Below are 8,433 nucleotides of genomic sequence, written 5' to 3'. Positions count from 1 at the left end.
CCATGGCGTAAGCCCTCCCGAGGGCAGGTTGACGAACTGGACATTCATCAACTTACACCACGGCCACCCCTGCCTCTGCGCTCCTGCCGCCTCAGCGTTTTTGCACATCATTCTGCACACTACCCCGTCCGTTTCAAAGTCCCTCGGGCTCTCCCATCCGCGAACTCTTCAAGTATCTGAGTTTGCCGGGCATGATTTCATTCGCCGGTGGTTATCCGGCTAGTGACCTTTTTGATACTCAAGGGCTTGATGCTGCTGCGACGCGGGCCTATCAAAAACCATCAAGCTGCCTGCAGTATGGTCCGACCGATGGCCTCGCAGAACTTAAGCGCGAGCTGATTGCACTGATGGGTCGTCGCGGTATCGGATGCTCGAATGATGAGCTTGTCGTCACGACTGGCTCGCAACAAGGGCTGGACCTGTTGCTACGGATATTGGTAACAGCCGGCGACACGGTGCTCACTGAGCAGCCAGCCTATCCTGCGACCTTGCAGGCATTCAGGCTTCAAGAGGCCCAGATAGTGACTGTGCCTGTGGACGAGAACGGCATCGATGTGGACCGCTTGTCGACGCTTCTCGCGTCGGGTGCGGTTGCCGCACCGAAGCTCTTGTACACTGTTCCCACATTTGCGAATCCGACCGGTGCAACGCTGAGCCGCGAACGTCGGGGCGCTCTTTTGAAGCTTACCGTCAAGTACAGGTTCGTCATCGTTGAGGATGACCCGTATGGTGACCTTCGATTTGCTGGCTCGAAAGTACCGTCGGTTCTCGAGCTTGCCGACGAGGTTGAAGGTTCGCGCAACTGGATTGTCCACTTCGCAAGCCTCTCGAAGATTGTCGCACCCGGGCTTCGAGTCGGCTGGATGGTTGCGCCAGTGGAAATCGTGCGGCGCTGCGTCGTGGCCAAGCAGACCGTCGACCTTTGCAGCACACCCTGGACCCAAGCGACAGCAGCTGAGTATCTGGCTGACGGCGCGCTCGAAAGGCATTTGCCTCATATCGCATCGATGTACGGAGTCAAGAGCCGGACGCTCTGTGACAAGCTTCGTCTCCAGCTTGGTGATGCGATTGAGTTCCACGAGCCGGAAGGCGGGATGTTTGTTTGGGCGCGTATTGGCGCTGTCGACGCGGCAACACTCCTTAGCTGCGCCATCGAGAACAAAGTCATCTTCGTGCCAGGCAAAGCTTTCTTTGCCGACAAGGTAGATCCGTGCGCGCTACGGCTCTCGTTCGCGGCCCCTGGCGTCGAAGATATCAAAGAAGGTGTCACACGACTGAAGCGCGCATACGACGAGGCGCTTTCGGTCCAAAGCTCATCTGTTCAGTCGTAGTTGCATGAAAGGATGCTCGAAAATGAAGATTTTGGTTGCTGTTAAGCGAGTCGTCGATGCCAACGTAAAGGTACGCGTCAAAGCGGACCAATCCGGGGTCGAACTTGCAAACGTGAAGTTCTCCATGAACCCGTTCGATGAGATTGCGGTCGAGGAAGCGGTCAGGCTGAAGGAGGCGGGTCGCGCGACAGAGGTCATCGCGGTTTCTGCGGGTTCTGCACAGTGTCACGAGACACTTCGCACCGCCTTGGCTATTGGCGCTGACCGAGGCATTCACGTAAAGGTCGACGGCGAGCTACAGCAGCTCGGAGTCGCACGCATTCTTCAGGCGCTCGTCGAGCGCGAGAAGCCTGACCTCATCATCCTCGGAAAGCAGGCTATTGATGACGATGCCAACCAAACGGGCCAGATGCTCGCCGCGTTGGCCGATATTCCGCAGGCGACATTTGCATCGCGACTCCAAACTGAAGGCGGCACTGCGCTTGTTGGTCGAGAAATCGACGGTGGCGCGGAAACCGTGAGCATCAAGTTGCCGGCCGTTGTGACGACTGATTTGTGCCTGAATGAGCCGCGTTACGTCACGCTCCCCAGCATCATGAAGGCGAAGAAGAAGCCGATTAGCGTGGTCGAAGTCGCGGAACTCGGAGTCGACATTCAGCCACGGCTCAAAACGCTCAAGGTCACCGAGCTGCCGCAGCGTAAGGCTGGGGTGGTTGTCGCTGACGTCGACGCGCTGACGACGGCTGTGAAGAGCAAAGTTAAGACGGATTGAGGCTTGAAATGACGAGATTGGTTATCGCAGAACACGACAACACTGAAATCAAAGCATCGACGCTTCACGCGTTGGCGGCCGCGCGTCAGGTGGGTAAGCCTGTGCATGTGCTTGTTGCTGGTCATCAAGCAAGCCAGGTTGCGACGGCAGCGTCGAAGCTGGAGGGCGTCGAGAAGGTATTGCACGCCGACGCCGACTACCTTGCGGCGGGCCTTGCAGAGAACGTGGCACCGACCGTGACCGCACTCGCGCCTGCTTACTCTCACCTGATTTTCCCAGCGACCGCCTTCGGCAAAAACGTAGCCCCGCGAGTTACTGCGAAGTTGGGTGCTGGGCAGATATCTGACGTGACGGCCGTCATCAGCGAGGACACGTTCGAGCGCCCAATCTACGCTGGCAACGCTATCACTACTGTGCAATCGTTGGATGACGTGAAAGTTTTGACGGTGCGCCTGGCGGCCTTTGCGGCAACCAGTAGCGACGGCGGGAATGCTGCCGTCGAGCAAGTCAGCGCAGGCGGAGATACAGGCCTTTCGTCGCTCGTATCTCGAGAACTCACGCAGCTCGAGCGGCCTGAGCTGACCGCAGCAAAAGTCATCGTTTCGGGTGGGCGTGGCCTGGGATCGGGTGAGCAGTACAAGGCTGTGCTCGAACCTCTCGCTGACAAGCTCCAGGCCGCGCTTGGAGCATCCCGTGCGGCCGTTGACGCAGGCTATGTGCCGAATGACTACCAGGTGGGACAGACCGGCAAGATTGTGGCGCCGGATGTCTACATCGCGGTTGGTATTTCAGGTGCGATTCAACACTTGGCCGGCATGAAAGACTCGAAGACCATCATTGCTATCAACAAGGACGCGGAAGCTCCGATTTTCTCGGTTGCGGACGTCGGCCTCGTCGGTGACCTCTTCGAAGCTGTGCCGCAGTTGGTTTCAAAACTGAGCGCGTAAGCAAAGTAGTGTCCTCCGCCTTTCAAGACTTGGAGGGCACTGAGCAAAAGAATTCGCGTATCACGCGATAGGAGACATTTGTGACGATATCCCTGACGCAGGATGACGTGGGTGCAGAGCCGCTGGTAGGGGCAGCCAAACACCTCTCAACTCAGATTGCTGCGACACCCGACTATGTCTCGAAGGTGTTTGAGCGACTGGCAGCAGAAAGCGCCGACGCTGGGGATGAGTATCCCGCTGTTCGTGGATACAACTGAAGGCGTCTGCTTTTTTCATTGCCAACGGCGGCAAGCTCATGATTGTCCACGTGCGCAACTCCTATGCGGAGTGGGCAACTTAGCGCCTTGCGACATCGTCGCACGGCGCTTTTTTTGTTCGTTGGTCATCGCTACTCTCGGCAATATGCCCAGAGTGAGTCGGCCATTTAACCGAATAGCCACGTCTGATTGGCTGGCTTCGGTAGTCGCTCAAGCAGATTGCCCGCTGCTACTTGCGGTAGCGTGATTTTTGAGATGGCCGAAATCGCAACGTGGTGCGCTGTCTTGAATCGATCGTCCAGAAGATGCTTGTTACGTGTTATCGCTGACGAGAGGTCGCGAGGAGGGTGGTCTGGTGATAGGGCCGTAAGAAAAACATGCAGTAACCGGCAGCGCCTCAACGTCGACGAAAAGCTATAGGCCTGACGGAAGAGCCGCCCCCTCAATTCACGTGGGGTCACTCCGGCGATAGCTGCCACCTCCTCTATCGTCCAGGGATACTCTGGGCGCGTGAACATCTCGCGAGCCAAGGTTGCTCCAAACGTCGAAGCGACATCCCAATAGGACTTGTGAAGCGCACCCCAATCAGGGCCATCTGTAAGGTCGGTGCCCGAAGAGCAGAGGGTTAAAGTCCCCGAGGCACATCCGCGAACCCCCGGTTCAATACTAAAAGAAAAAAGAACTTCAGCAGGTACCGACCAGCCGGTGCCTGACGGCCCTTTTCGGAGCGCTGTTTCGGCTGTCAACCGATGCTCTCCGTGCCCCGGTGACCAGTGAATCGGCACTGGGAATCGCAAATCCTGCACCTTCAACGTCCGAGACAGATTGAAACGAAGTTCCATGTTCTCGCTCTTGCTGCGCACGTGCTGACCGATTGATGTTCTGTGCGATGCCGAAGCCCTCACGCCTCTGCGGGGCTACTGCTCACTGTTGACTACTTGAAGCCTCGCCGCGAATAGAAGCGCTCCAATTCATTCTTCTTCGCCCGCTTGCCGGTGAACACCTCCACGTATTCTGGAATTCTGTCCATGCGAACCGACAACTCTTCCTTTTGATGGGTGGATACATATCCGACCTGCACGAAGTAGGCTGTCCTGGCGCGAACGTCTGCAGGCTTCGGGTCGTAGTTGAACCGCGCGAACATGGCGGTAAGTGCCGCAATCCGTGCGCCATCGTCTTCCGCCAGCTCGCGCGCAACTGCAGGCGACTGCTGCGCCCAGCTTCTGATTGCCGCTTCGAAACGCGAGTCGAAAATTGCCTCATCGAACCAGCAATCAAAGACGTTCAAGATTGCCTCAGCGATGCTTTCGGCATAAGCCTCAGTGCGGCTTATCCAGTTCCCCGTGTTCGTTTTTTTCCACTTCGCCAGCAGACGAGATAGCAACTCGTCTTTGTCCTTAAAGAACCAGTAGAAGCTTGTTCTCGAGATATTGAGCCGCTTCGATAGGGCATGAACGCTGACGGCATCAACGCCGCCTTCAAGCAGAGCGTCGTACGCGGCCCCGAGCCACACCTCGGCAGAGCCGCGTGTGGTGTCGAGCATTTTGTCCGTTCGGTCGATTGCTTCTTCCATCAAATCCAGTTCCTTTAAATCACGCAGCGCCCCTCGTTGCGAGTGCCCTCGGGTTTCCACCTAAGCACGTCCTGCAGAGCGTGGAATGATACGCCGGTGCACCCAATGTACCACGCAGTATTTATACTTGACAGGATGGTACAGTGGTTTTAATCTTTGCACATACTAACAATTGTTCCCACCGTCTCTAAGAGGCACTCATGTCCACGGACCCGCTCCTCCAGCCATATCAACTCAAACACATCACCTTCCGCAACCGCATCATGACGACGTCGCACGAGCCTGCGTACGCCGAAGATGGGATGCCGAAAGAACGCTACCGTGCTTACCATGTTGAGCGGGCGAAGGCGGGTATCGCGCTGACGATGACCGCAGGGTCGGCTGCTATTTCGAAAGACAGCCCGCCGGTCTTCAACAACATCCTGGCCTACAAGGATGAAGTTGTGCCTTGGATGAAGGACCTCGTGGATGAGTGTCACGAGCACGGCGCAAAGGTGATGATTCAGTTGACCCACCTTGGACGCCGTACTCGATGGGACAAGGGTGATTGGCTGCCGGCTGTTTCCCCGTCGCATAGTCGAGAGCCGGCGCACCGCGCTTTCCCGAAGAAGATGGAAGAGTGGGACATCGACCGAATCGTCAAAGACTTCGCCGATGCTTCTGAGCGCATGAAGGCCGCAGGACTGGACGGTCTCGAAATCGAATCCTATGGCCACTTGATGGACCAGTTTTGGTCGCCGCTCACCAATACCTTGTAAGGCCCGTACGGTGGCTCGCTCGACAACCGGCTGCGCTTTACATTCGACGTGTTGCGCGCGATTCGAGCACGAGTTGGGGAGCAATTCCTTCTCGGAATTCGCTACACCGCCGACGAAATCATCGCGGGTGGTATTACGAAGGAAGAGGGCGTCGAAATCTCGAAGCGCCTGACGAACAGCGGGCTCGTCGATTACTTGAACGTCATTCGTGGCCACCTCGAGACCGATGCCGGGTTGACGGACATCATCCCGATTATGGGAATGAAGAGCGCCGCTCACCTTGATTTCGCTGGCGAGATTCGCAAGGAAACGGAATTTCCGACATTCCATGCGGCGCGCATTCAAGATGTGGCGACGGCACGCCATGCAATCGAGGCCGGCAAGGTCGACATGATTGGCATAACGCGCGTCCACATGACTGACCCGCACATCGTGCGGAAAATCATCGAGAAGCGCGAGGATGACATTCGGCCTTGCGTTGGCGCCAACTACTGTCTGGACCGCATTTACCAAGGCGGCATGGCCCTTTGCATTCACAACGCCGCGACGGGCCGTGAAGTGACGATGCCGCAGACGATTAAGCCGGCGGCCACGAAGCGCAAGATTGTCATCATCGGTGCTGGCCCGGCCGGGCTCGAAGCGGCCCGAGTTGCTGGCAAACGTGGCCACGATGTCGTGGTGTTCGAAGCGATGAACAACCCTGGTGGTCAGATTCGATTGACGGCGCAGAATGTGCGTCGGAAGGAGATGATGGGCATCATCGATTGGCGAATGGCTCAGTGCGAAAAGCACGGTATGCGTTTCGTCTTCAATACGTTCGCGGACGCTGAGACCGTGAGCGCCGAGAATCCAGACGTCGTTATCGTGGCGACCGGTGGTATGCCTCACACTGAGGTCTGCACCGAAGGCAACGAACATGTGATTTCGTCATGGGACATTATCTCGGGCGACGTCAAGCCTGGCACAAACGTTCTGATTTTCGATGACGCCGGCGACCACGCCGCTTTGCAGGCCGCGGAGACGGTCGCGCAGGTCGGTGGCAAGGTCGAGGTGATGACGCCGGACCGTACGTTCTCGCCTGAAGTGATGAGCATGAACCTCGTGCCGTATATGCGTTCGCTGCAGAAGCTGGCAACGAAGTTCACCGTGACCTATCGACTTGAGTCTGTTCACAAAGACGGCGGTGATTTGGTCGCAACCATCGGAAGCGACTATGGTGGTATTCGGAAGGAAGAGCGCTACGACCAGATTGTGGTGAACCACGGAACCATCCCGATGGACGAGCTCTACTTTGAGCTCAAGCCACTGTCGAAGAACCTCGGCGCCGTGAACTACGACGACCTCATCGATGGCAAGCCTCAGGTCGAAGAGAAGAATCCCGAAGGCCGCTTCCAACTGTTCCGCATCGGCGATGCGGTGTCGGCACGTAACACACATGCGGCAATCTATGATGCGCTTCGGCTGGCGAAGGACCTTTAAGACTCTCTGGGTTTAGCTCGGCCGAGGGGCGGCGGTTACGTTTAACGACAAATTCGCCGCCCCACTGACTTTCTAGCGAAGCGATATCGTTCCGAATTCGCGCAACCTGTTATGAAAACTGTTTCGGTAGACATCGTCGTATATCCAGGCTTTCGAGCGCTGGAAGTGGTCGGTCCGCTCACGGTGTTCAAGCAAGCAAACGACTGCTTGCAGCAATCGAAGCAAGCTGGCGGCTACAGCATTCAGATTGCGGCCACAGCAGCTGGTGTGGTCAGCTCCGACATCGAGACTCAGGTTGTTGCTTCGAAAGCGCTCGGACCTGCAGTTGCTCACACAGTCATCATTCCCGGCACAACAGACGTCTCGTTCCTCAGCCTCGACACAGCGTCGGAATTGAAGTTGTGGCTCGCTCGAGAAGGGCACCGAGCAGAGCGTATCGGTGCGTTATGTGTTGGAACGCTATTACTAGCCGAGGCGGGATTATTGAACGGAAGGCCGGCAGTGACGCACTGGTCGTTCGCGAAATCCCTCCAGTCGACGCATCCACACATTCAGGTCGAAGAGGGACGGCTGTTCAACAGGCACGGTAACGCATGGACGTGTGCCGGCGTGACTGCGGGTATCGACCTTGCCCTTGCGTTCGTCGAAGAGGATTTCGGCTTGCAACTGGCCACGGAGGTCGCGAAGGAACTTGTGCTCTTCACAAAACGACCGGGCGCGGAGCCACAGCTGAGCGCTCATTTAAACCATCCGCGAACGATTTCCGATTCGATTGAGCGCGCCAAGCAATGGGTGCTTTCAAACTCGCACCGACGCGTTCGTACTGCCGATATCGCAAAGGCAGCAGCCATGAGCGAGCGAAATTTTGTTCGTGTCTTTCAGCGCGAAACGGGAAGAACGCCTTCGGAGTATTTGTGCGAGGCTCGATTCGAGGCAGCAACGCGGGACTTGGCCGGCACTTCGCACCCGATAAAGGCCATCGCGAGCAGGTGCGGATTCGGAGCCTATACCTCGATGCGCAAAGTGTTCTTATCGCGGGTAGGGGTGTCGCCGCGAGCTTATCGCGTAGCGCTGGGAAGGGGTGACGTCGACGATGACCTGGACTTGGATACGGATGGGGCGGCGGGTTAAGCGTTTCTCGGGAACGCGTGACAATGGTGAAAAAAGGGGGCGTGCTAAATCACGCCCCTTTTTTATTTCAGGATGGCTCTCGCATCGACATTCGCCTGACTACGCTACAGCCCGATGCAGCAGGTTTATCAAGGGCTTGAGCCAGTTCAGCATATGCCGGTGCTTTACGAAACTCGACCCTGTTT

The 8,433-nt window shown here is 57.0% G+C and carries 6 protein-coding genes and 1 pseudogene; 6 read left to right on the top strand and 1 reads right to left on the bottom strand.

Annotated features, from left to right (window positions below):
• Positions 1 to 83 precede the first annotated feature (83 nt).
• From BVER_RS25865 to BVER_RS32905, 4 genes are all read left to right on the top strand, one after another.
• Positions 84 to 1,331, top strand: a complete 1,248-nt coding sequence (locus BVER_RS25865) for an aminotransferase-like domain-containing protein (protein WP_050455694.1) — start codon at positions 84 to 86, stop codon at positions 1,329 to 1,331.
• A gap of 22 nt (positions 1,332 to 1,353) precedes the next feature.
• On the top strand, positions 1,354 to 2,103 hold the full coding sequence (locus BVER_RS25860) for an electron transfer flavoprotein subunit beta/FixA family protein (RefSeq protein WP_050455693.1): 750 nt from the start codon (positions 1,354 to 1,356) through the stop codon (positions 2,101 to 2,103).
• Between the two features lie 8 nt (positions 2,104 to 2,111).
• Positions 2,112 to 3,050 carry an electron transfer flavoprotein subunit alpha/FixB family protein gene (locus tag BVER_RS25855; protein WP_050455692.1) on the top strand — a complete coding sequence of 313 codons (939 nt, stop codon included), beginning with the start codon at positions 2,112 to 2,114 and terminating at the stop codon, positions 3,048 to 3,050.
• Between the two features lie 80 nt (positions 3,051 to 3,130).
• On the top strand, positions 3,131 to 3,307 hold the full coding sequence (locus BVER_RS32905) for a hypothetical protein (protein WP_198155373.1): 177 nt from the start codon (positions 3,131 to 3,133) through the stop codon (positions 3,305 to 3,307).
• Positions 3,308 to 4,241: 934 nt separating this feature from the next.
• Here BVER_RS32905 and BVER_RS25850 read toward each other — a convergent pair.
• Positions 4,242 to 4,880 (bottom strand): TetR/AcrR family transcriptional regulator, encoded by a 639-nt coding sequence (locus tag BVER_RS25850; RefSeq protein WP_050455691.1) that lies wholly within the window; start codon positions 4,878 to 4,880, stop codon positions 4,242 to 4,244.
• 200 nt (positions 4,881 to 5,080) lie between these two features.
• On the opposite strand from BVER_RS25850, the pseudogene BVER_RS25845 reads away from it, so the two are divergent.
• Both BVER_RS25845 and BVER_RS25840 read left to right on the top strand, forming a co-directional pair.
• Positions 5,081 to 7,117: pseudogene (locus BVER_RS25845) on the top strand (oxidoreductase).
• 111 nt (positions 7,118 to 7,228) lie between these two features.
• A complete protein-coding gene (locus tag BVER_RS25840) occupies positions 7,229 to 8,248 on the top strand; it encodes a GlxA family transcriptional regulator (protein WP_050455690.1) in 1,020 nt (339 codons plus the stop codon).
• The last annotated feature ends 185 nt before the right edge of the window (positions 8,249 to 8,433 follow it).

This window comes from Candidatus Burkholderia verschuerenii (assembly GCF_001189365.1).
In the GTDB taxonomy this organism is placed as follows: Bacteria; Pseudomonadota; Gammaproteobacteria; order Burkholderiales; family Burkholderiaceae; genus Caballeronia; species Caballeronia verschuerenii.
Note: the sequence above shows the minus strand (reverse complement) of the source record. Positions and strands in the feature narration are given on the sequence as shown.